The organism is Streptomyces aidingensis (assembly GCF_900112355.1).
Classification (GTDB): Bacteria; Actinomycetota; Actinomycetes; order Streptomycetales; family Streptomycetaceae; genus Streptomyces; species Streptomyces aidingensis.
The window spans coordinates 32,462-55,195 of the sequence record NZ_FOLM01000007.1 but is presented as its reverse complement, the minus strand read 5'-3'; the positions used below and the strand labels follow the sequence as shown (position 1 = coordinate 55,195).

The window sequence follows — 22,734 nt, the reverse complement described above, 5'->3', positions numbered from 1 at the left end:
CGGACGGCCGGAGCAATCCTCGGACACTCAGGTGAAGCCCATGATCCCGGAAGCGGAAACGCACTCCAGCAACTCCACCGACCTCTCCGACTCCACCGACGTCGCCACGGACACCGGTGCGGACACCGGTGCGGACACCGGTGCGGATTCCGGCGCCGACTCCGCCATCGCGCTGGTCGGCATGTCCGGCCGCTTCCCCGGCGCCCGTGACGCCGAGACCCTCTGGCACAATCTGCTGTCCGGCATCGACGGCCTGCGCCCGGTCACCGACGCCGAACTGGCCGCCGCCGGAGTCCCCGCCGGCCGGCCCGGATACGTCCCCGTCGGCGGCCCGGTCGAGGGCCTGGAGGAGTTCGACGCCACCGCCTTCGGTCTCACCGACCGGGAGGCCGACACCATGGAGCCGCACCACCGGCTGCTGCTGGAGTGCGCCTGGGAGGCGCTGGAACAGGCGGGCTACCCGCCCGCCGACCCCGGCTTCCCCGTCGGCGTCTTCGCCGGTGCGGCCTTCCCCGACTACCTGCTGCGCAATGTCCCTGACCTGGGTGGGGAACCCGGCGGCAAGGCGCTGCTCTCCTCCGGCGTCGAGCGGGACTCCCTCACCTCGCTCATCTCCTACAAGCTCGGCCTCAGCGGCCCCAGCCTGACCGTCCAGACGTACTGTTCGACCTCGCTGGTGGCCGTGCACCTGGCCTGCCAGAGCCTGCTCACCTACGAGTGCGACATGGCCCTGGCCGGGGGCGCGTTCCTGCCGCTGCCGCAGCCGGCCGGCTACCAGTGGGAGGAGGGCTCCATCCTCTCCCCGGACGGCCGGGTGCGCAGCCTGGACGCCGCCGCGGGCGGCACCGTCATGGGCTCGGGCGCCGCCGTCGTCGCCCTCAAGCGCCTGTCCGACGCGCTGGCCGACGGCGACCCGGTGCACGCGGTGATCCTGGGCACGGCCGTCAACAACGACGGGCGGGAGCGCGCCGGTTACGCCGCGCCCGGGGTCACCGGCCAGGCCGCGGCCATCGAGACCGCGCTGTCCGTCTCCGGCGTCAAACCCGAGTCCATCGGCTATGTGGAGTGCCACGCCGTCGGCACCCCGCTCGGCGATTCGATCGAACTCGCCGCACTCTCCCGCGTCTTCACCTCCGCACGCACCGAGCCGTGCGTGCTGGGCACCCTCAAGCCCCGCATCGGCCATCTGGACCGAGCCTCCGGCGTCACCGGCCTGATCCACGCCGCGCTCGCCCTGCGCGAGGCCGTCCTGCCCGCCACGGCGGGCTTCACCACCCCCAACCCGGCCCTGGCCACGGCCGCCGACCGGTTCACCGTGCTGGCCTCCCCGCGGCCCTGGCCGTCCGGCCCGGAACCGCGCCGGGCGGGCGTCAGCTCCTTCGGCGTCGGCGGCACCAATGCCCATGTCGTCCTCCAGGAGCCCCCGGCCCGGCCCGCGGGCGCCGGCCGCCCCGGGCCGCACCTGCTCACCCTCTCCGCCGCCACCCCCGCCGCCCTGGAGGAGCTCACCGGGCGCCTCCGCGCCCACCTGGCCGGTGACCTCGGACGGTCCCAGTCCCTGGCCGACATCGCCCACACCCTCCAGGTCTCCCGGGGCCGTTTCCCGCTGCGCCGCGCGGTGGTCGTCACCGACCACGCGGACGCGCGGGCCGCGCTGGCCGACCCGGGGCGCCGGCTGGACGGCGAGACCGTGCGCCGCGACCCCCGGGTCCGCCTCACCGGCCCGGGGGCCGACGCGCTCGCCGCCGGCCTGGCCCGCCTCGGCGTTCTCCTGGCCACCGGGGCAGAGAACGCCGACCTGGAACTGGAACTCGGCGCCGGCGACGGCCTGGTGCCCGCCCTCGCCCGGCTCTGGCTGGCCGGGGCCACCATCGACTGGCCCGCCCTGCACGGCCATGAGGGCCGTCGCGTCCCCCTCCCCGCCTACCCCTTCCAGCGCACCCGCCACTGGATCGACCCCCGCCCCGGCACCGGCGGCGCGCCGTCGTCGCCCGTGCCGCCCGATCTGGACCACCGGCTCCGCCTCGCCTCTCCCTGGCTGGTCCTGGCCGCCGACGAGGACGGCGAGGCGCTCGTCGACCGCCTCTTCCGGGCCGGAGCCGAGGTCACCGCCGCCCGGCCCGGGCCGCGCCTCGCCCTGCTGGAGTCGGGGGACCTCACCTTCCGCGACCCGTCCCAGCTCCCCGCCCTGCCGGACTCGCTGGTCGCCGCACCCCGGACCGTCGTGCACGCCCTGGCCCTGGCCTCGCCCGGGGACGCCGTCTCGGCCGCCGCGTTCGCCGCGGCACTGTCCGCACACCCCCGGCTGCCCGAGGCCGACACCGTCGTCCTCACCCCCGCCGGGGCCGCGCCGCCCCCGGCCGCCCCCGGCCTGCGCCACCACGCCGTCCCCCGGTCCGCCTCCCCGGACCTCACCCTTGCCGGGCTTCTCGCCGCCGGCCCCCGCTCCGGCCCGGGCTCCGGACCCGCCGCCGTACCCTCCGCCGCCCCGGGCACCGTCCGCCCGCGCCCCGCCCTCGGCACCCCCTACACGGAACCGGCGGAGGGCATGCAGCGCACCCTCGCCGAAGCGCTCGCCGAAGGGCTGGGCCTGGAACGGGTCGGGGCCGACGACAGCTTCTTCGAACTGGGCGGACGGTCCGCCCAGGCCGTCCGCATCGCCGACCGCCTCAGCCGTACCCTCGGTGTCCCCGTCCCCGCCACCGCCCTCCTGGAGCACCCCACCCTGCGCGCCCTGCACACCGCCCTCACCGGGCCGGACGGCGCCCCGCACCCGGGTCCTCGTCCGGGTGCAGGGCGTCGAGGATGAGGCCGAGGCCGAAGGCGAACTCGTCGGCGTAGTCGTAGCCGGGCTTCAGCACGTGCTCGGTGGCGAGCTCGGTGAGATGGGGGAAGGCGTCGGCCGGCATGTCGCGGAGTATGGCGCCCGCGACCTCCTCCAGCTCCGCCGCGCCGCGGAACGGCAGGCTCAGCTCCTGGATCACAAAGCCGTAGAGGTAGCTGTCCAGGAGCGAGAAGGCGTGCGCGGCCATCGGGACGGAGAACCCGCCGGCGCGCAGCGCGCCGAGGACGGCGTCGTGGTGGCGCAGGGTCGCCGGGCCGGGCCGGGCGCGGGAGTCCATCAGGGCGACCGCCCACGGATGGCGCCGCAGCACCTCGCGGGCGGATTCGGCGCGCAGGCGCATGGCGCTGCGCCAGCCGGTGCCGCCCGGCGGCAGGGCGATCTCGGCGAAGACCGCGTCCACCATGCCGTCGAGGATGTCCTCCCGGCCGGCGACATGGTGGTAGAGCGACATCGGCTCGACGCCCAGCGGTTCGGCGATGGCCCGCATGGTGAGCGCCGCCGTTCCCTTCGCGTCCGCCACCGCCATCGCCGTGCGGATCACCAGCTCACGGCTGAGCGGTCTGCGTGCCGATGCCCGGGCCCGGCCCTTGCCGGTGGCCCTGCCTTCCTCGCGCACTCGCCTTCTCCTTCCGCCTGCTCTTGACGTGCCTTATGGCATAAGTCTAACGTGCCTTATGGCATAAGGTTGATATTGCGGCGGAAGGGCTGCGTCATGGGCACGGACCGGATGAAGAAGGTCTGCATCATCGGGGCTTCGGGGAAGCTCGGGCAGTACATGATCCGGCACGCACTGGAACGCGGCTACGAAGTGGTCGGCGTGTGCCGCGAGCGCAGCGTTCCGAAGCTCGCCGCCTTCGGCGACAGGATCACCGTCGTCCCCGGGCCCACCAACGACCCGGAGGTCATCCGGCGGGCGGTCGACGGGTGCGACGGCGTGCTGACCGTGCTGGTGCCCTGGGGCGTGCAGCAGTACGCCTCGGGCACGGCGCAGGCGGTGCTCGACCACGCGCGGCCGGGCGCGCGCCTGGTCTTCTCCTGCGGCTGGCACATCACGCGGGACGGCAAGGACCGCTACTCGTGGCGGTTCACCACCTTGCTGCGGATCGCCACATGGCTGGGCAGGCTGTTCCGTGCCGTCGAGATCGACGACCAGGTGGAGGCGTGCCGCCGCGTGTTCGCCAGCGACACCCGGTGGACCGTGGTGCGCGGCAGCAGCCTGGAGGAGGGCGAGAGCCAGGGGCTGCCGGTGTGGAGCCGGCATGTGGGCGACCCGGTCCTGGCCAGCGACCTGACGCGGCGGGTGGACTTCGCCCTGTTCATGGTGGAGGCGCTCACCGACGACACCCTCGTCCAGGAGGCCCCGGCGATTGTCGGCTGCCGCACCCCCAGCGCCCTCGCCCACACCCCCGGCCCCGCCTGAGGCCCGCCCGGCCGGCCGGGGAGCCGTCTCGACCGGTCCTCGCCGCCGTGCGGTGGCATGCGGCCCCTGACGACGGGGCCGCTCACTCAGACGGGCCGCAGGGCGGCGGTGAGGTGACGGAGGGTGGTCTCGGGCTGTTCGAGGACGGCGAAGTGGCCTCCGACAAGGGTATGAAGCCGGAACCGGCCGACGGTCTGGTCCCGCCAGGCGGCCAGCGAGGGGGCGGGGGCGCGGGCGTCGGAGGTGGCGGCGATGGCGGTCAGCGGAATGGTCAGGGGCTGCTCGGGCCGGTAGCGGTAGCTGTTGCGGACGGTGAGGTCGGCGCGGATGGCGGGCAGGATCAGGCGCAGCACCCGAGGGTCGGACAGATACAGCTCCGGCGTGCCGCCCAGGCTGCGCAGCAGGGAGACGATCTGCGCGTCGGACAGGTCGTCGGCCGGGTCCTCCACCGCCTGCGGCGCCGAGCAGCCGGAGACGATCAGGTGTTCCGGCTGCGGGCCGCCGCGCCGGCGGAGCTCGCGGGCGAGCTCGAAGCCGACCAGGGCCCCCAGGCTGTGCCCGTAGAGCGCGTAGGGGCGGGGATCGGCGGCGGCCTCGGCCAGGAGGACACCGGCCAGGTCGCCGACCAGGGCCGGCATGGTCGGGTGGGCGGGGTCGGAGACGCGGGCGTCCCGCCCCGGGAGCTGCACCGGGCAGACCGCCGCGTCCCCGGCCCGGCCCGTCCAGGAGCGGAACGCGGAGGCGGAGCCGCCCGCGTGGGGCAGGCAGTACAGGCGGATGCGGGCATCCGGATCGACGGGGAAGGGAAGCCAGCGGGAACGCAGGGAACCGGCACGGGCCGGCCCCGCGGTGGCGGCCGTGCTCACCCGGTCACCTCCAGCCGCACATAGGACGGAGCGGGCTGCACCGCGGACAGATCGGCGGCCAGGGTGACCCGGGAGCCGTCCCGGGCGACCTCCCGGAAACCGCTGAACGCGTAGGTGATCTGCATCATCCGGTTCCGGCCGGTCTCCACGAAGTCGGCCAGCAGCCCCGCCCCCGCGTCCCGGGCGCGCTCCATCAGATGCCCGAGCAGGACGGTGCCCACGCCCCGGGACATCACCCGGCAGGACATCAGCAGCATGTTGAGGTGCCAGTCCGGGGAGCCCTTCTCGACCAGGGCCAGGCCGATCTTGCCGTAGGAGCCGAAACGGTCGGTGAGGGAGGCGACCAGCAGCAGGTGGCCGGGCGAGCCGCGGAGGGCGTCCAGCTCGTCGTAGGAGTAGGTGCGGCCGGTGGAGTTGAGCTGGTTGGTGCGGACGGTCAGCTCCTCGGCGCGCTGGAGGTCCTCGCGCTGTGCCGGGGCGATGGTGAAGGTCATGTCCAGGCCGGCCAGGAACTCCTCGTCCGTGCCGGTGAAGTCCGAGCGCACCTCGTCGCGGGCGAGCTGGCTGCGGTACATGGCGCGGCGCTGGGCGGACTCGTCGGTGACGAAGCGGGGCCGGAACTCGGGCCGGACCAGACTCTCGTCGATGTCGTCCGCGTGGACGCAGGTCACCTCGGGGAGGGCGTGGCCCACCTCGGCCAGCTCGAAGTCCTGGTCGTCGATGAAGGCGAACGCGTCCAGGCCCAGGTTGAGCCGTTCCGCGATGTGCCGGATGGAGGAGGACTTCGGGTTCCACCCGATCTGCGGGCACAGGAACATATCGGCCAGGCCGAACCGTTCCAGCGCCGCCATGGCGGTCTCGTGGTCGTTGCGGCTGGCGATGGAGTGCAGCACCCCCATGGCGTCCAGCCGGCGGATGTGCTCGATGACCGCCGGCCGGGGCACGACGTCGGGGTCCTCCAGCAGGATGCCGTCCCACAGCGTGTGGTCGAGATCCCAGACGATGCACTTGATCCTGCCCTGCACCGGCTTGGCCGGGGCCGGCGTGTCGAGCGTGGCGCTGGTCACGGTGTCCACCTCCGATGGGCTTCGGCAGCGATGGTCATCCGCTGGATCTCGTTGCTGCCTTCGATGATTTCCATGACTTTGGCGTCCCGGTAGCAGCGCGCCACCGGGGAGCCGGGCGCGCAGCCGAGCGCGCCGTGGATCTGCACCGCCTCGGACGCGTGCCGGGCCGCGGCGGTGGAGGCGAAGTACTTGGCGATCCAGGTCGCCATGATGGTGGCCGCGTCGCCGGCGTCCTTCAGCCGGCCCGCCTCGGCCAGCAGCAGCCGTGCCGCCCGCACGTCCGTCACCATGTCGGTGAGCTTGGCCTGGATGAGCGGCAGGTCGCGCAGCGGCGAGCCGCCGACCGTGCGCCGCGCGGTGTGCGCGGCGCAGGCGTCCAGGCAGGCCTGGATGATGCCGACCGACCCGGCCGCCACGCTGTAGCGGCCCAGGTCGAGCGTGCCGGTGAGCACCATGCCGGAGGCGAAACCGCTGGGCCCGAGCAGTGCGCGGGAGTCCAGCCGGACGTCGGAGAAGGTGATCTCGGCGAGCATGGCGGCGCGGGTGCCGAGCATGCCCTCGATGGGCGTGACCCGCACGCCTCGGGCGCGGCGCGGCACCAGCAGCGCGATCGTCCCGGACGGGCCCTGCGCGAACACCAGGTACAGGTCCGCGCGCTGCCCGCCCGTGATCCAGGTCTTGGTGCCGTTGAGCAGCCAGCCGCCGCCGTCGGCGGGCGCCGCGGTGGTGGCCAGGGCGGCGGTGTCGCTGCCGGCTCCCGGCTCGGAGAGGCAGAACGCGCCGAGCAGCCGGCCCGCCGCCAGGCCCGGGGCCCAGCGGCGGAGCTGCTCCGGGGTGCCCCAGCGGTGCAGGGCCCAGCACACCATGGTGTGCACGGTCAGCAGGCTGCGGGTGGAGGAGCAGCCCCGGCCGATCTCCTCGTGGATCTCGCCGAGGGTCACCATGGAGGTGCCGCTGCCGCCCAGCGCGGGCGGCAGGAACGGCGCCCACAGCCCTGCCTCGCCGATCAGGGTCAGCAGGTCCTCCGGCACCGCGCCCCGGCGGTCCATCTCCTCGGCGGCCGGTACCAGATGCGCGTCGGTGAAGGCCCGGGCGGAGGCCCGGTCCGGCGCGGGCGGGGCGGGCAGGGCCGCCGGGGCGGCGGCGGGGGCGGTCAACTGGTCCGTCATCGCGGCGGCCTGCTCACGCGGTCGGGACGGCGGCGGCCGGGCGCAGCCGGTTCACCAGCTCGGTCATCGCCTTGACGGTGCGGAAGTCGTCCAGGCGCAGCTGGTCGTTGGGGATGCGGATGCCGAAGGTGTTCTCCACGAACATCACCAGCTCCATGGCGAACAGGGAGTTGATGTAGCCCAGGGAGAAGATGTCCTCGGTCTCGGTGATCTCGGCCTGCGGGAAGCGGGCGGTGATGAAGTCCAGAATCCGGGCGCTGGTGGTGTCGGACATGGCGGATGACCTCACTTGGTGTCGGTGCTGACGGAAGCGGTGGAAGCGGTGGAAGCGGCCGGGGAGGCGGGGGAGGCGTAGGTGTAGAAGCCGCGGCCGGTCTTGCGGCCGTGGAGACCGGCGTCCGTCATCTGCTTCAGCAGCGGGCACGGCCGGTACTTGCTGTCCGCGTAGTGCTCGTGGAGCACCTCGACGCTGTAGAGGATGGTGTCGACGCCGATCAGGTCGGCCGTCTCCAGCGGGCCCATCGGGTGACCGAAGCAGCCCCGGAAGACCTCGTCCACGGCCTCGGCGGTGGCCACACCCTCGTGCACCAGGAACGCGGCCTCGTTGACGGTCAGCATCAGCACCCGGTTGGAGATGAAGCCGGAGGCGTCCTTCACATCCACCCAGCGCTTCTCCATGCTGCTCAGCAGCTCCCGGGTGCGCGCCACGGTCTCCGGCGAGGTGTGCACGCCGGGGATGAGCTCCACGACCGGCTTGGCGGGGACGGGGTTCATGAAGTGCACGCCGACCACCCGCTCGGGCCGGCTGCCCACCGAGGCCAGCCGGGTGATCGGGATGGCCGAGGTGTTGGCGACGAACACCGTCTCCGGCCCGCAGACCTGGTCCAGCTCGGCGTGCACCGCCCGCTTGGTCTCCCAGTCCTCGGTGACGTTCTCGATGACGATGTCCGCCTTGGCGAGCGGGCCCAGGCCCACGGCCGTGGTGATGCGGGCGAGCACGGTGTCCGGGTCCAGGGCGGGGCCGCCCATCATCCGGCTGAGCCGGCAGTTGCGGGCGATGGCCGTCCGGGCCTGCTCCAGAATCCGTTCCTCCCGGTCGACGAGCAGCACCTCGTGACCGGCCTGGGCGAGGTTCTGGGCGACACCGATGCCCATCACCCCCGCGCCGACGACTCCGATGACCGACATGACGTTCCCCTTCCGGGCGTTTCCGAGTGCTGGTGGGCGTGTACTGAGATGCGGTGGTGCGTGTGGTGGCCGGGTGCGGCGGGATCAGGGGCGGCGCCGGCGGGCGGCTGCCGCCCGCACCCCGGAGCGGCGCAGCCGGGCCTGCTCCGCACCGTCCCGGCCGGGGGCCGCGGCCGCCGGGGCGGGCGTGCCCTCCACCAGCCGGGCCAGCGCCGACACGGTGGGGGCCTCGTGGATGACGTGCGGCGGGAGTTCCGCGTCCGGGAAGGACTTGCGCAGCGTGGAGAGCAAAGTGATGCCCAGCAGCGAGGTGCCGCCCAGCTCGAAGAAGTTGTCCAGCACGCCGACCCGTTCCAGACGCAGCGCGTCGGACCAGGCCCGCGCGACGGCCTCCTCGGCCGGGCCCTGCGGCTCCCGGTACGGGGTGACCAGGTCGGGCCGCGGGTGGCGCTCCCCGGTGTCCGGCGCGGACGGGCCCTCGGTCAGCGACGCCACGCTGAACCGGGCGGCCACGTCCGCCACCGCGGGCAGGTCCTGGGTGGAGACCACGACATGCGGCTCGCCCGCGGCCAGCGCCCGCAGCAGGGTGCGCCAGCCCTGGTCGAAGGCGATGCCGAAGCGCGCCCGGTGCTCGCGGAAGTAGGTCTGGATGTTCTCCTCGTAGCCCGACAGGCCCTCGTCCCAGGCGTTCCAGGTCCATTCGCCCCAGGCCACCGACACGGTGGTGCGGTGCCGGTCCCGGCGGCCGGGCGCCCAGGCGTCCAGGAAGGCGTTGGCCGCGCAGTAGTCGACCTGGCCGGGGCCGCCGCCGGTGACGGAGGTGATGGAGGAGAACAGCACCAGGAAGTCCAGCGCCACGCCCGCCCGCTCCAGCGCCGCGTCCAGGGCGCGGCTGCCGGCCAGCTTCGGGGCCAGCACCTGCTCGGCGTCGCCGGGCTGCTTGAACTGCATCAGCCCGGTGCCGGGCACCCCGGCCGTGTGCAGCACGCCGTGCAGCGCGCCGAACCGCTCCCGGGCCAGCTCCACGGCCCGCAGCACATCGGCCGGTTCGGCCACGTCGCCCTCGACGATCTCCACCTCGCCGCCCTGCTCCAGCACGTCCAGCACCCGCCGGACCCGGGCCCGGATCTGCTCGGACGCCTCGGCGGTCCCGTCCGCGATGGACCGCCACCGCTCGCGGGGCGGCAGCCCGCGCCGCCCGAACAGCACCAGCCGGGCGCGGCAGGCGCGGGCCAGTTGCTCGGCCATGGCCAGGCCGATGCCGCCCAGGCCGCCGGTGATCAGGTAGACGCCGCCCTCGCGCAGCACCTCGCGGGCCGTGGCGTCCGGGTCGGCGGGCGGCAGCGCCTGGTAGGCGGGCAGCCAGCGGCGCCGGCCGCGCAGCGCGACGGTGCGTCCGGGCGCCGGGCGGTGCAGTTCCGCGGCCACGGCCGCGGGGTCCGGGTCGGGGACGGTGTCGATCAGCCGGGTGGAGACGGTCGGGTACTCCATGGGGATGACCAGGGCGGGGCCGGTCAGGGTGGCCGCGTCGGGGCGGAGCTCGGCATCGTCCAGGACCCGCTGGGTGCCGCTGGCCACGATGTCCAGCGCCCAGTTCTCCAGGCCGATGTCACCCGCGCCCCGGGCCAGGGCCACCAGGGTGTGCAGGCCGAGGGCGAGCGGGTCGCCGTCCGGGGCCAGGTTCCACAGGTGGACCACCCGGTCGGGCAGGGCGCCGGCCGCCTTCAGGTCGCGCAGCAGGGCCAGCGCGTCGGCCACATTGCCGGGGCGGACGGCGGCGACGGCCGGGCCGTCCCCGGCGCCCGGGTCCGGGTCCGCCGCCGTGGCGGGCGCGCGGTAGGCGTCGCCGGGCCGGACCAGGGTCAGGCGGGCACCGGTGACGGACGCGGCCCGGGCCAGCTCCCCGGCGATCCGCTCGGCCGCACCCTCCCGGGTGAAGACCAGCCAGGAGCGGGCGGTGGCCAGGGCGGGCGCGGACCCGGCCGGGGACTGCCGCCACACCGGCACATGCAGCCAGCGCTCCTCGGGCAGCAGCGGAATCCGGTCGAACTCGGTGAGCGGATCGGAGGTGCCCTCCGGCAGTTCCGGCATGCCCGGCCCCGTAGCGGCGGCGGGCGCTGCCGTAGTGGCGGCGGACGCCGCGGAACCCCCGGGCGCGGAGCCGGCGGGAGCCGGGTCGATCCAGTAGCGCTGCCGCTGGAACGGGTACGTCGGCAGCGGAATCCGCCCGGTGCCCGCGTCCCGGTGGTGGGCCGCCCAGTCGATGTCCGCGCCCAGCAGCCACAGCCGGGCCAGGCAGTCGGCGAACACCTGGTCGTCCGGGCGCCGGTCGTTGGCCGCGGGCAGCGTGGAGGTGATCATCGGCCAGCGGGCGGGCGGACAGCCGCCGCTCCGCAGCAGCGCGCCCAGCGACTGGCCCGGCCCGATCTCCACCACGGCCAGTTCCTCGTCGGCGAGCAGCGCGCCCGCCGCCCGGTGGAACCGCACCGGCTCGCACATGTGCCGCGCCCAGTAGGCCGGGTCGGTGACAAGCGCGGCATCCGCCTCGCCGCCGGTGACATTGGACAGATAGGGGATGGCCGGCGCGTTGAGCGTGATGTGCTCCCGGATCCAGGCGGTGAGCCGCTCGGCCACCGGGGCCAGCATCCGGGAGTGGAAGGCGTGCGTGGTGCGCAGCGGACGGCACACCGTGTCGGCCGCGCGCAGCTCCTCCGCCAGCCGGTCCAGGGCGTCCGCCGGGCCCGCCACCACGGTCAGCTCCGGGCCGTTGAGCGCGGCGACGTCCACGCCGAGGCGGGCCAGCGGGAAGCGGCGGCGCAGCTCCTCCTCGGGCAGCGGCACGGCCGCCATGGCCCCCGGCTCGGCGTGGCGCGCGATCAGCGCGGCCCGGTGGGCGACCAGCGCCAGCGCGTCGTCCAGGGACAGCACCCCGGACAGGCAGGCCGCCACGTACTCCCCGAGGCTGTAACCGAGCATCACCGAGGGCCGCACGCCCCACTCCATCAGGGTGCGGGCCAGCGCGTAGTCCACCGCGAACAGCAGCGGCTGGACCACCTCGGTGCGCTCCAGCCCGGCCGCCCGCCGGTCCTGTCCGCCCCCGGGGCCGCCGGAGCCGCCGCGGCCGAGCAGGGCGGCCAGGTCGGGCCCGGCGCCGCGCGGCCCGGTCAGCAGCTCGCCCAGGCCGGCGGCCGGGCAGTCCCGCGGCAGCCGGGCCAGGCAGTCGTCCAGCGCGGCCCGGAACACCGGCTCCCGCCGGTAGAGTTCGCCGACCAGACCCGGGTACTGCTCGCCGACCCCGGCGAAGAGGAACGCCACCGGCCGGTCGTCGGCGGTCTCGATCCGCCCGGCCGGGCCCTCGTCGAGCGCGGTGACCGCGCCGGCCAGGGTCCCGGCCACCGCCACCCGCCGGTGCTCGAAGGTGCGGCGGCCCACCTGGAGGGTGAACGCCACGTCGGCGAGGCGCAGATCCGGGTTGCCGCGCAGGTGGCCGGCCAGCCGCCGCACCGACGCGTCGGCCGCGTCCGCGGTGCGCGCGGACACCGGCAGCACCTGGTGGCGGCGGACCGTCGCGGGATCGGCGGGCGGCGGGGCCGGCCGGCCGGGCGGCTGCTCCACCACCACATGGACATTGGTGCCGCCCATGCCGAGGGAGTTGAGGCCGGCGATGCGCGGCCGTCCGGTCCCGTCGCCGCCGCCCTGCCAGGGGGTCAGTTCGCCGGCGACCCGGAACGGGCCTGCGGCGAAGTCGATCTCCGGGTTGGGCTCGGTGAAGTGCAGCGTGGGCGGGATCAGCCCGTCCCGCACCACCATCGCCGTCTTGATCAGCCCGGTGGTGCCGGCCGCCCGGTCCAGGTGGCCGACGTTGGGCTTGACCGAGCCGAGCGCGCAGTACTGGGTGCGCCCGGTGGGGCCGAAAGCACGCGTCAGGGCGGCCACCTCGATGGGGTCGCCGAGGACCGTACCGGTGCCGTGCGCCTCCACATAGCCGACGTCCTCGGCAGTCACCCCGGCGTCGGCCATGGCGTCGGCGATCACGGCGGCCTGGCCGGTCACGCTGGGCGCGGTGTATCCGGCCTTCAGGGCGCCGTCGTTGTTGAGCGCCGAGCCGCGGATCACCGCCCAGATGTGGTCGCCGTCGCGCAGCGCGTCGCCCAGCTTCTTCAGCACCACCACGGCGGCGCCGTCGCCGAACATGGAACCGCGGGCCTGCGCGTCGAAGGCCCGGACATGGCCGTCGGGGGATTCCTGGCCGCCCGGGCTGTGCAGGTGGCCGACCCGGTCCGGGACGCGCACGGACACGCCGCCGGCCATCGCCATCTCGCACTCGCCGGCGCGCAGCGCGCGGACCGCGGTGTGCACGGCCACGAGGGAGGTCGAGCAGAAGGACTGCACGGCCACGCTGGGCCCGCGCAGGTCGAAAAGGTAGGAGACGGTGGTGGTCAGGGCGTCCTTGTCATTGCCCATGACCAGCTCGTAGATGCTGGCGTCCTCGTCGGAGGTGAACCGGCCGGCGATGCCGAGCAGGTAGGTGCTCAGATTGCAGCCGCCGAAGACGCCGACCCGGCCGCGGTGTTCGGGGCGGCAGTAGCCGGACTGCTCCAGGGCCTCCCAGCAGACCTCCAGGAACAGCCGCTGCTGGGGGTCGGTGAGGGCCGCCATGCGGGGGCTGAGGCCGAAGAACCCGGCGTCGAAGCCGGTGATGTCGTCCAGCACCGGGCGGGCCGCGACATAGGCGGGGTCGCGGGCGACCTCGGGTGCCACCCCGGCGGCGATCATCTCCTCGGGGGTGAAGAAGCTGATCGACTCCACGCCGTCGCACAGGTTCCGCCAGAACGCGCCCACGTCCCCGGCGCCGGGGAAGCGCCCGGCCATCCCGACGATGGCGATGTGCCGGTCCGCGTCCGGGTCCGGGTCCGGCCGTGTGTCCCGCTGCGCCGGCACGGCGGCGGGCACGGCGTCGGCGGGCACGCCGGCAGGCCCGGACGCGGTGACGGAAGCGGCGACGGCGGCGACGTCCTGGGCGTCCCGGTCGTCGGGTCCGGCCGTTCCCGGCCCTTCCCGGGGCGGGGCCGGCGGCTCGGCGGCCGGCGCGCCGGCCCCGACGACGGTCGCCAGATCCCGGACCGTCGGCTTGTCGAACAGCGTCACGGTCGGCACCGCGACCCCGAACTCGTCCTTGACCAGACCCAGCATCCGCAGGGCGAGCAGCGAGTTCCCGCTCAGGTCGAAGAAGTTGTCCCGCACCCCGACCGGCTCCACGCCGAGGACCGACGACCACAGTTCCGCCAGGCGCCGTTCGGTCGCGGTCCGCGGCGCCACATACGGCTGCGGCAGGTCCGGCCGCGGGAACCGGGGCGCCGTCGCGGCCGTCGTCCCCGCCGCGGCCGAGGGAGACGGCCCGGCCGTGGGGAGCCTGCCGTCCAGGCCGCCGGCCGCCGCGACCACGGCCGGCCGGGCCAGCTCCAGCACCCGGTCGAACGCGGCGAGCGCCTCCCGCTCGGTCATGGCGTGCGCCGCCATGGACTCGGCGAGCCGGCCGTCCACCCGCTCCAGCGTGCCCGGCCAGGTGTCCCAGGCCGCCGAGATCCAGCGGGTGCCGCCGCCGGTGCCGTCGCCGCCGCGGCCCCGGGCGTGGGCCGCCAGCGCGGCGTTGGCCGCCGCGTAGGCGCCGAGCGTCAGGCCGCCCAGCACCGCGGAGGTGGAGGAGAACAGCATGCACCAGTCGGGCCGCCGCTCCGCCGGCAGCGCGTCCAGCACCTCGGCCAGCACCCGGGCGCCGCGCACCTTGGCGCCGAAGTGCCGGGCCACGGTGGCCTCGTCCAGGTCCGCCAGGGGCCGCAGTCCGTCCTGGTCGGCGTCGGCGGCGGCGTGGATCACCCCGTCGATCCGCTCGCCGTCCAGGAACAGCTCCCGCATGGCGGCCGGGTCGGTGACATCCGCCCGCGGGGTGACGATCTCCGCGCCCAGGTCACGCAGGGCATGCAGGGCGCGCAGCCGGCCGGTCCCGGAGCCGGGGCCGCTGCGGGAGGTGAGCACGACCCGGCCGGCGCCGCGCCGGATCAGATGCCCGGCCAGGGTGCGGCCCACCACCCCCAGACCGCCGGTGATGAGGTAGGTGCCGCCGGGGCGGATGCCCGGGGCGGCCGGGCCGGTGACCTCACCGGTCACCTCGGGGGACGCCTCCGGCGCCGGGGCGTGGCCGGGCAGCAGGCGGCGGCCGGCGCGGTGGGCGACGACCACACCCTCGGCGGGGCGGGCCAGTTCCGCGGCGAGCGCGCGGGCCGCCTCGGCGGGGCCGTAGGCGGGATCGAGGTCCACACACCGGCTGTCCAGGCCGGGGTGCTCCTGGCCCGCCACCACCGGCAGGACGCCGAGGGCCGCCTGGGTCGCGGACACCGGGGAGCCGGAGCCGGAGTCGCCGGCCGCCTGGCCGCCCCGGGTCGCCACCAGTACCCGCCCCGCACCGGAGGCGAGTACGGCGGCCACGGAGCGCACCGCCGGTACGGCTTCGTCCTCGGCACGGTCCAGCCCGGACAGATCCACCACCGTGTCGGCGGTGTCCCCGGCGGTGTCCCCGGCGGGGCCGGTGCGGACGTTCTCGGCGCCGGACCGGCGCAGCAGGCGGGCCAGCTCCCCGGCCACACCGCCCCGGTCGGGGACGATCCGGTACCGGCCGCCGCCGGGGGAGGCGGCCGCGCAGGTGCCGGTGTCCGGAGCCGGGTGCCACTCCGGGACCAGCAGCCGCACCCGCTCCTGCCCCGGTTCCCGCTGCCGCTCCGGTTCCGGCGCCGTCGCGGGCTCCGGGCGCGGCACCGGGTCGATCCAGTAGCGCTTGCGCTGGAACGGGTAGCCCGGCAGCCCGACCCGGCGCGGCGTGCGCCCGGCCCGGTAGGCGGACCAGTCCAGGGCCGCCCCGGCCAGCCAGAGCCGGCCGGCCGCCTCGGCCAGCACGGCGGCGGCCGGGCGGGCGTCACCGGCCCCGGGCAGGGCGGCCACCACCGGCAACGGCCGGTCACCGGCGACGTTCTCCGTCTCCGGACCGAGATGCAGCAGCACGCTGTCGTCGTCCGGCGGCACCGGCCACGCACCGGCGCCTCCGGTTCCTTCGGCGCCGTCGGCCGGCAGCCCGGCCCAGTGGGCGGGGTCCGTGGCCTGTGCGGCGGTCAGCGGCCGGCCGGTGCGCGGGCAGGCCGCCGGCAGGGCCGGCGGGCGGAGCGTGAGGGTGCCGGCCACCCACCGGGTCAGCTCCGCCCGGCCGGCACCACCGGCGTCCGCGGAGCGCCCGGTCCGTTCGATGCGTCCGGCCAGGGCGAGGGCATCGGCCGGGGACATCACCCCGGCCAGGCAGGCCGCCGCCGCATGACCGGCCGGGCCGCGCCCGGCCACCGGCGCGGGCTCGACGCCCCAGGAGCGGACCAGCCGGCCCAGCGCCAGCGCCAGCACGAAAGCCCCGCCGAGGGGTGTATCGGCCGCCCGCTCCCCGGCCTGTTCCCGGCAGGAGTCGTACACCGCGCGGAACTCCGGGTCGGCGGCGCGCAGTTCCTGCGCCATGCCGGGGCGGTGCGCGGGCACGGTGCCGTCCAGCAGCAGCCGGACGGGCCGGCCGGTGGCGCCGTTCTCTGCGGCCAGCACGCCCTCGCCCCGGCGGAGCGCCCCGGCCGCGTCCGCGGCGGAACCGGCGACCAGCATCCGGCGGTGGGCGAACACCCGGCGGCCGGTGGCCAGGGTGTGGGCGATGTCGGTCAGCCGGTCCCCGGTGGTCTCCAGGTGCCCGGCCAGGGCCTCGGCGGCCCGGTCGGCGGCCTCGGCGGTGCGGGCCGACCAGACCAGCGGCTCGGCCCGAACGGCCGGCCGCGGCTCCGAGGACGGCTCCGCGGGCCCGGCCGGCCCGGGGGCGGCGGCCTGCGGCGGTGCTTCCTCCAGCACCACATGGGCGTTGGTGCCGCCGATGCCGAAGGCGCTCACCCCGGCCCGCCGGGGACGCTCTCCGCCGCGCCGGGGCCAGGGCTGCCGCTCGGTGACCACGGTCAGTTCGGCGCCGCCGTCGGTGAGCTGGGGGTTGGGCCGCTCCAGGTGCAGGGTGGCGGGGATCTCCTCGTGGTGCAGGGCCAGCGCGGCCTTGATCAGGCCGGTGACCCCGGCGGCCCGGTCCAGATGGCCCACATTGGTCTTGACGGAGCCGATGGACAGCGAGCGGCCGTGGAACACCCGCTGGAGCGCGGTGATCTCGGCGGCGTCGCCCAGGGCCGTGCCGGTGCCGTGCGCCTCCAGGTAGTCCACATCGCCCGGGTCCAGGCCGGCGGCGCCGAGCGCCTCCTCGATCACCGCGGCCTGCCCGTCCACCCCGGGCGCGGTGAAACCGGCCTTGCGGTCGCCGTCGTTGTTGACCGCCCAGCCGCGCAGCACCGCATACACCCGGTCGCCGTCGGCCAGCGCGTCCTCCAGGCGGCGCAGCGCCACCACGCCGACACCGCTGCCCAGCGGGGCGCCCTGCCCGGCCGCGTCGAAGGCCCGGCACCGGCCGTCCGGGGAGGCGATGCCGCCCGGCTGGTACTGGTAGCCCACCCGGTGCGGCACGGACAGCGAGACACCGCCGGCCAGTGCCACGTCGCACTGGAAGCCGGCCAGGCTGTTCGCCGCCAGGCAGACCGCCACCAGGGAGGTGGAGCAGGCGGTCTGCACGGCCAGGGCCGGGCCGGTCAGGCCGAGCAGATGAGCCGCCCGGGTGGCCAGGGTGTCCTTCTCGTTGCCCAGCACCACACCCATGTCCAGCGGCACGCCGGCCGGGGTGAGATTGCTGGTCAGATAGGAGCTCCAGGCGCAGCCGGCGAACACGCCGACCGAGCCGTCCAGCCGGGCCGGGTCGCAGGCCGCGTCCTCCAGGGCATGCCAGCAGTGCTCCAGGAACAGCCGGTGCTGCGGGTCCAGGATCTGAGCCTCGCGCGGGTTCATGCCGAAGAACTCGGCGTCGAACAGCTCGATGCCGTCCAGCACCGCGCCGGCCTTCACATAGGTCGGGTCGGCGAGCCGCTCCTCGGGCACGCCCGCGGCGCGCAGCTCCTCGTCCGTGAAGGTGGTGATGCCCGTGCGGCCGGCCCGTACGGTCCGCCACAGGGCGCCGACGTCACCGGCGCCGGGGAAGCGGCCCGCCATGCCGACCAGGGCGATGTCGGTGGGGGAGTGCTCGGTCAGGTCGGTCACGGTCGTCCTCACTTCTGGGAGCCGGAGATCCGGGCGCGGCGCCGCTGGCCGCGGGCCGCGCCGCCGGTGGGCCGGGGTCCGGCCGCCGGGGCGGGCGTGCCGTCCGGCCCGCCGGCGGCGCCGGCGGGGGCGGACGGGCCGGACGAGGGGGACAGGGCGGCGGCGAGCGCGGCCACGGTGGGGTGGGCGAACAGCAGCGCGGGGGCGATCTGCCGCCCCAGCCGCCGTTCCAGGGCGGCCATCATCGCCATGCCGACCAGGGAGTTGCCGCCCAGGTCGAAGAACGGGTCCTGGCCGCCGACCCGGTCGATGCCCAGGTACTCGCCCCACACCTCGGCGACCGTGGTCTCCAGGCCGGGGCGCGGCGGCACATACTCGGTGCGCAGCGGCGGCCGGGGGAACCTGGCCCTGCCGGTGCGGTCACCCCCACCCCCACCGCCGCCGGCCTCGCCGGCCCCGTCGGTTCCGTCGGCGGTGGCCGCGGCGTTGCCTGGGGCGGCGCTCTCCATCAGCCGGTCCAGGGAGTTGAGCCGGGTGATGTCGCGGACGGCGTGTTCCAGCGGCGGGCGCAGCGCCACCACCGTGCCGCCGGCCGAGGCGGTGATCCGGTCCAGCAGGGCGCAGCCGGCCTCGTCGGAGAACCCGTGGCGCTTGCGGTAGGCGATCCGGTCGGCGCCCGTGGTGTCGTCCGCCCAGGCGTCGTGGAGCCAGTGGCCCCAGGCCACGGTGACGACCTGGGTGCGGTCGGCGGCGTGCGCCAGGGCCTGCCCGTAGGCGTCCAGCACGCTGTTGGCGGCGCAGTAGTCGGCCTCGCCGATGCCGCCGACCACGGTGGCGATGGAGGAGTACAGCACCAGCAGCCTCGGCCGTTCGGCGGCCGGGGTGGCCGGGCCGACCAGCTCCGCCAGCGGGCCCATGGCCAGCACCTTGGGCGCCAGCACGCGGTGTGCCTCGGCCGGATCGCGTCGCTGGGCCAGGCCGCCGCCGGGAGCGCCGGCGGCGTGCACCACCATGTCGAGGGTGCCGAACCGGGCCCGGGCCTCGGCCAGGGCGCGGCGGAACTCCTCCGGCTCGCCCACGTCCGCGGAGATCAGCAGGACCTCGGCGCCGGCGGCGGTGAGTTCCGCGGTGTCGGCCCGGCCGGTACGGCTGACCAGGGCCAGCCGCCGCACCCCGCGGCGGGCCAGGTGACGGGCGAGGATCATGCCCAGGCCCCGGGTGCCGCCGGTGATCAGACAGGTCCGCGCGGGCGGTGCGGCATCGGCGGCATCGGGCAGCGGGAGCTCGGTGTGGGCCAGGAGCCAGCGGCGGCCGTCCCGCCGTCCCGCCAGGGCCGGCGCCGCCGCCGGGCCGCCGCCGGGCTCCCGGAAGCCGTGCCGCAGTTCGTGCAGCAGGTGCCCGGCAGCCCCGGGGTGGCCGGGCTGCACGTCCACACCACGCCAGGACAGCGCGGGGTATTCGGCGCACACCCCGCGCGCCAGGCCGTGCACCAGGGCGCGGTCGGGTGCGGTGGCGTCCCCGCCGGTGATCTCGGCGGCGCCCGCGCTGACCGTCAGCAGCCTGGCCGGGCGCCCGGCCAGGGCCTGGAGGGTGAGCAGCAGGCTGTCGAAGCCGTGGCGGATCGCGGTGCGCAGCTCGTCGTCGGCGGGGAAGAGGGTGCCGGCCGGTTCCCGCAGGCTCCACAGGTGGGCCACATGCAGCGGGCCGCCGCCCCCGCCGTCGTCGCCGTCCCCGTTGCCGATTGCGGCGAACACCTCCTGGTGGTGACGGGGGTCGGCCGGGTCGATCACCAGGCGTCGGCCCTCGCGGCGCGGTACGGGGCCGCCGCCCGGGAGCACCTCCAGCACCCGGAGCCCGGTGCCGGCGGCGGTGGCCGCGTCGGCCAGCCGGGTGCCGAGCCCGCCGTCGCTGAAGACCACCAGGGTGCCGGACAGTCCGGGCGCCGCGGCGCCGTCCGGGAGCGGGGCGAGGTCCGGGCGCCAGACCGGTGCGTAGCAGCGGCCGGGCTCGTCGCCCTCTCCCTTGTCCTCCGCCTTCTCCTCCGCCGTCTGCTTCTCCGTTTGCGCGTCCGGCGCGGCCTGCCGGCCGTCCGGACCGGACGGCTCGGGCCAGTAGCGGGTGCGGCGGAAGGGGTAGGGCGGCAGCGAGACCAGCCGCCCGGTGCTGCGCCGCAGGGCCGCCCAGTCCAGTTCGGTTCCCAGCTCCCACAGCCGGGCGCAGGTCTCCAGCAGCGCGGCGCTCTCGTCGGTGTCCTCGGTCACCGCCCACTGTGCGGGCAGGGTGCCCAGCACCGCCGGGCGCGCGTCGCCCACGTTCTGCCGCACCAGCCCGCCCAGCGTCTGGCCCGGGCCCAGTTCGACATAGGCCGTCACGCCCTGCTCGGCACAGTGCCGCACGCAGTCGGCGAACCGCACCGGGCGGCACAGGTGGCCGGCCCAGTAGCCGGGGTCGGTGGCCTCGGCGTCCGTCAGCACCCGGCCGGTGGCGTTGGAGACCACCGGGATGCGGGGCGCCCGGCGCGGCACCGAGGCGACCAGGCCGGCCAGCCGGTCCCGGGCCGGACGCAGCAGCGAGGAGTGGAAGGGGTGGGCGGCGCGCAGCGCGCGGGCCGCGATGCCGGCCTCGGCCAGCCGCCCGGCCGCCGCTTCCACGGCGTCGGGCGGACCGCTGAGCACCGTCATGTGCGGGCCGTTGAGCGCGGCCACGTCCACCGACGGGCCGAGGTCCAGGCCGGCGAAGTCCTCGGGGGCGGCGGCCACGGCCAGCATCCGGCCGGGCGGGGCGGCCTCGATCAGCCGGGCCCGTTCGGTCACCAGCCACAGGGCGTCCGGCAGGGTGAACACCCCGGCCAGGCAGGCCGCGGCATACTCGCCGAGGCTGTAGCCGGCGAGCAGCGCGGGCTGCACGCCGCGCCGCATCAGCAGCCGGGCCAGCGCGTATTCGAGGGTGAACAGGAACGGGTGGGCGGTCTCGGCGTGGTCGAAGAGGTCGTCCGGCGAGGCGGTGAGCAGGGTGCCGCCGCCCGGGCCGGCGGCGTCCCGCGGCGCGGCGAAGAACACCGGGCGCAGATCGACGCCGCACCGCTCGGCGGCTGCCGCCAGGCACTCGTCCACGGCCTCGGCGAACGCCGGCTCCTCCCGGTACAGGCCCTGGCCCACGCCCCGGTACTGGTCGCCGACACCGGGCAGCAGGAACGCGGTGCGCGGGCCGGACGTGCGCCCGGTGGCGCGGACGGCCTCCCCGGTGGCCGCCGCCGCGAGGCGTTGTGCCGCCTGTTCCCGGCCGGTGGCGACGACCGCCCGCCGCACCGCGCCCGCACCGCGCCCGCTCTGCAGGGTGTGCGCCACGTCGGCGAGCCGGGGGCCGGGGCCGTCGAGGCGCCGGGACAGGCGTTCCAGCATCGCGCGCAGCTCGGCCTCGCCGGCGGCGGAGACGGGCAGCAGCTCGGCGGCGGGCGCCGTACCGGCCCCCTCGGGCTCCGCGGGCGGCGGGGCGGTCTCCAGCACCACATGGGCGTTGGTGCCGGACCAGCCGAAGGAGCTGACCCCGGCGACCACCGCGCCCCCGTCGTGCCCGTCGTCCGTGCCAAGGGCGCCGTCGGCGCGGTGCCCGGCGAGCGGTCCGCCCTCGGCGGCGGGCCGCACCGCCGGACCGGCCGCGTGCACCACGTCCGCCGGTTCGGTCATGTGGAGATTGGGCGGCACCCGGCCGTGCTCCAGGACCAGCACCGTCTTGATCAGCCCCGCGATACCGGCCGCGGTGTGGGTGTGGCCGACGTTGGTCTTCACCGCGCCCACCCGCAGCGGCGGCCCGGCGGCCGGACGGCTGCCGCCGAACACCTCATGCAGGGCGCCGAGTTCGATCTCGTCGCCGAGTGCCGTGCCCGAGCCGTGCGCCTCCAGGTAGGCCACCTCGCCCGGCGCCACCCGGGCGGCGGCCAGCGCCCGGCGGATCACGTCGACCTGGGCGTCGCGGTTCGGCGCGGTCAGGCCGTTGCTGCGGCCGTCCTGGTTGACCGCCGAGCCCCGGATCACCGCGCGGACGCGGCGGCCCTCGCGCAGCGCGTCGGACAGCCGGGCCAGCATCACCAGGCCGCCGCCCTCGCCCATCAGATAGCCGTCCGCTCCGGTGTCGAAGGTGTGGCAGCGGTCGGTGGGCGAGAGCAGCGCGTTGGCACTGCTGTACGCGTGCAGGAACGGGTGCAGGGCCAGGTAGACGCCGCCGGCCAGGGCCTGGTCGCACTCGCCCGCGCGCAGCGCCCGCACCGCCTGATGCACCGCGACCAGCGCCGAGGAGCACGCGGTGTCCAGCGAGAAGGCCGGCCCGCGCAGATCGAAGTGGTAGGCGATGCGCCCGGCCACCACGCTGGCCAGCCCGCCCTGGCCCAGGTACGGGTCGGCCCACACCCCGCGGCCCTCGATCTCGGTCTCCAGCTGCCCGTACTGGAAGGAGTCGGAGAAGCCGAGCAGCACGCCGGTACGGCTGCCGGCCAGGCCGGGCGGCGGGGTCCCGGCGTCCTCCATGGCCTCCCAGGCCAGCTCCATCAGCAGCCGCTGCTGCGGGTCCATGCGCAGCGCCTCCTGCGGCGGGAAGCCGAAGAACTCCGCGTCGAAACCGGCCACATCGGGCAGGAAGGCGCCCTGCCGGGGCCGGCCGGCGCCGGGCGGGGCCTGGGCGCGGAAGCGGCTGACGGGCACCTCGCCGACGGGGGCGGCGCGGCCCTCGCGCAGCAGGTCCCAGAAGGCGTCCACGTCCTCGGCGCCGGGGAACCGGCAGGACATGCCGATCACTGCGATGGGCTCGTGGTCGCGGGCGTCTGCCTCGGCCAGGCGCCGGCGCGCGTCCGTCAGATCGACGGTCACCCGCCTGAGATAGTCGCGGAGCTTGTCCTCGGCCGCCATTGGTGAACCCCCATCAGAGCTGTGGCTGGTCGCTGGTCGCGGGTCGGTGGGCTGGGTGCGTGGCTGGTGGTGCGCGG

The 22,734-nt window shown here is 76.1% G+C and carries 10 protein-coding genes; 2 read left to right on the top strand and 8 right to left on the bottom strand.

The genetic code is table 11. The features are described from left to right. Window positions 1-40: 40 nt before the first annotated feature. On the top strand, window positions 41-2,809 hold the full coding sequence (locus BM242_RS14090) for a beta-ketoacyl synthase N-terminal-like domain-containing protein (RefSeq protein WP_093839169.1): 2,769 nt from the start codon (window positions 41-43) through the stop codon (window positions 2,807-2,809). On the opposite strand, the gene BM242_RS14085 is transcribed toward BM242_RS14090, so the two are convergent. Then, window positions 2,748-3,371, bottom strand: a complete 624-nt coding sequence (locus BM242_RS14085; RefSeq protein ID WP_093839378.1) for a TetR/AcrR family transcriptional regulator C-terminal domain-containing protein — start codon at window positions 3,369-3,371, stop codon at window positions 2,748-2,750. The genes BM242_RS14090 and BM242_RS14085 overlap by 62 nt on opposite strands. Window positions 3,372-3,557: 186 nt before the next feature. Between BM242_RS14085 and BM242_RS14080 the strand changes: the two genes are divergently transcribed. Beyond that, window positions 3,558-4,265, top strand: a complete 708-nt coding sequence (locus tag BM242_RS14080) for an NAD(P)-dependent oxidoreductase (RefSeq protein ID WP_093839168.1) — start codon at window positions 3,558-3,560, stop codon at window positions 4,263-4,265. Between the two features lie 86 nt (window positions 4,266-4,351). Here BM242_RS14080 and BM242_RS14075 read toward each other — a convergent pair whose 3' ends face one another. From BM242_RS14075 to BM242_RS14045, 7 genes are all read right to left on the bottom strand, one after another. Then, window positions 4,352-5,131 (bottom strand): thioesterase II family protein, encoded by a 780-nt coding sequence (locus BM242_RS14075; RefSeq protein ID WP_093839167.1) that lies wholly within the window; start codon window positions 5,129-5,131, stop codon window positions 4,352-4,354. Next, window positions 5,128-6,198, bottom strand: a complete 1,071-nt coding sequence (locus tag BM242_RS14070) for an HAD-IIIC family phosphatase (RefSeq protein WP_093839377.1) — start codon at window positions 6,196-6,198, stop codon at window positions 5,128-5,130. The genes BM242_RS14075 and BM242_RS14070 overlap by 4 nt, the downstream gene beginning before the upstream one ends. Next, window positions 6,195-7,367, bottom strand: a complete 1,173-nt coding sequence (locus BM242_RS14065) for an acyl-CoA dehydrogenase family protein (protein WP_093839166.1) — start codon at window positions 7,365-7,367, stop codon at window positions 6,195-6,197. Before BM242_RS14065 ends, BM242_RS14070 begins: the two co-directional genes overlap by 4 nt. Window positions 7,368-7,380: 13 nt before the next feature. Beyond that, window positions 7,381-7,641 carry an acyl carrier protein gene (locus tag BM242_RS14060; protein ID WP_093839165.1) on the bottom strand — a complete coding sequence of 87 codons (261 nt, stop codon included), beginning with the start codon at window positions 7,639-7,641 and terminating at the stop codon, window positions 7,381-7,383. 11 nt (window positions 7,642-7,652) lie between these two features. Further along, a complete protein-coding gene (locus tag BM242_RS14055) occupies window positions 7,653-8,555 on the bottom strand; it encodes a 3-hydroxyacyl-CoA dehydrogenase family protein (protein WP_093839164.1) in 903 nt (300 codons plus the stop codon). A gap of 84 nt (window positions 8,556-8,639) precedes the next feature. Beyond that, entirely contained in the window at window positions 8,640-17,756 is a 9,117-nt protein-coding gene (locus BM242_RS14050; RefSeq protein ID WP_093839163.1) for a type I polyketide synthase, read from the bottom strand. A gap of 8 nt (window positions 17,757-17,764) precedes the next feature. After that, window positions 17,765-22,657, bottom strand: a complete 4,893-nt coding sequence (locus tag BM242_RS14045; RefSeq protein WP_093839162.1) for a type I polyketide synthase — start codon at window positions 22,655-22,657, stop codon at window positions 17,765-17,767. Between the last annotated feature and the right edge of the window lie 77 nt (window positions 22,658-22,734).

What these genes read in the sequence shown, in the direction of transcription:
- BM242_RS14080 (WP_093839168.1), top strand. Translation starts at nt 3,558, where the DNA reads ATGGGCACGGACCGGATGAAGAAGGTCTGCATCATCGGGGCTTCGGGG.
- BM242_RS14045 (WP_093839162.1), bottom strand. Translation starts at nt 22,657, where the DNA reads ATGGCGGCCGAGGACAAGCTCCGCGACTATCTCAGGCGGGTGACCGTC.
- BM242_RS14090 (WP_093839169.1), top strand. Translation starts at nt 41, where the DNA reads ATGATCCCGGAAGCGGAAACGCACTCCAGCAACTCCACCGACCTCTCC.
- BM242_RS14065 (WP_093839166.1), bottom strand. Translation starts at nt 7,367, where the DNA reads ATGACGGACCAGTTGACCGCCCCCGCCGCCGCCCCGGCGGCCCTGCCC.
- BM242_RS14085 (WP_093839378.1), bottom strand. Translation starts at nt 3,371, where the DNA reads ATGGCGGTGGCGGACGCGAAGGGAACGGCGGCGCTCACCATGCGGGCC.
- BM242_RS14055 (WP_093839164.1), bottom strand. Translation starts at nt 8,555, where the DNA reads ATGTCGGTCATCGGAGTCGTCGGCGCGGGGGTGATGGGCATCGGTGTC.
- BM242_RS14060 (WP_093839165.1), bottom strand. Translation starts at nt 7,641, where the DNA reads ATGTCCGACACCACCAGCGCCCGGATTCTGGACTTCATCACCGCCCGC.